This is a genomic window from Bradyrhizobium sp. Kon56 (genome assembly GCF_055807635.1).
Window position 1 is genome coordinate 1 of record NZ_JBVVOU010000337.1, and the last position, 297, is coordinate 297.

The window sequence follows — 297 nt, forward strand, 5'->3', positions numbered from 1 at the left end:
CCGCGGAACAAGTCTTCGAAACTGAAGTGCTGCAGCAGGCTCACTGGCGAGCATGTGCCGGCCGGAATCCGAGCCGAGCAGCACATACAGCGATTCCGGGGTGGTGACCAGGATATGCGGCGCACGCTTGCGCATCTGGGCGCGGTCTTTTTGCGGGGTGTCGCCGGTGCGCACCGCCGTGCGGATCACCAACGGCGGCAGGCCAAGTTTGTGCAGATGTTCGGTAATGCCCGCCAGCGGATTTTGCAGGTTGATCTGGATATCGTTGGAGAGCGCCTTGAGCGGCGAAACGTAAAC

At 61.6% G+C, this 297-nt stretch carries 1 protein-coding gene; it reads right to left on the bottom strand.

Annotated elements, in window-relative coordinates; genetic code table 11:
- Positions 1 to 297: DEAD/DEAH box helicase (locus tag AC0L3B_RS39220; RefSeq protein WP_473383126.1), on the bottom strand; the 297-nt coding region annotated here is incomplete at both ends.